A 566-nucleotide genomic window follows, 5' to 3' on the forward strand; every position below is an offset into this window, starting at 1 on the left:
GCCAAACTCCCCGGCAAAGCCGATGGACACCGCGTTCGACAACCGCTCGGCATGGGCCAGAGCGCGGGCGCGCATCTCATCCAGTTCCGCCGAGGAGGGCTGTTTTTCGGTGACGGTCAAAAAGCGCTCCAGTTGGCGCACTTCTTGCTCGGTTCCGGGGAATTCAATCATTCTGCAGCCTCTGCCTGTCGCGTATCTACGGGTGCGGTGCCGTTCACCGATCCCAGTTCTTCGGTGATGCGGCGCGCCTGGTCAACCGCACGTTGTGCTTCTGCCCGCGCATTTGCACCACCGCCGCTGCGATGTTCCAAATGTCCAGCCAGCAGCGCCAGATAGTGATCCAGAACGGTCTGCAACCGTTCGGTCAGATCGCTGCGGGCGGTGTCCACCAGATCATCACCGATCATCTCGAATTCCTGCACGATCATCCGCTCGGCCCGGTTCAGCACGCTGCGGCGCGAGATCAGGCGTGACAACCATGTCACGCGCAGCACGACCGTGATGCCGCGGGTCAGGGCACTTGTGTCAGGGCGGAACCACCGCACGGCGCTGGTGTTCATGCGATT

The 566-nt window shown here is 62.4% G+C and carries 1 pseudogene; it reads right to left on the minus strand.

Annotation, left to right across the window (positions count from 1 at the left end):
• Positions 1–167 precede the first annotated feature (167 nt).
• Positions 168–566: pseudogene (locus ACR0E6_RS22865) on the minus strand (dynamin family protein); the annotation flags it as partial.

The sequence above is a fragment of the Ruegeria sp. AP12 genome (assembly GCF_056540025.1).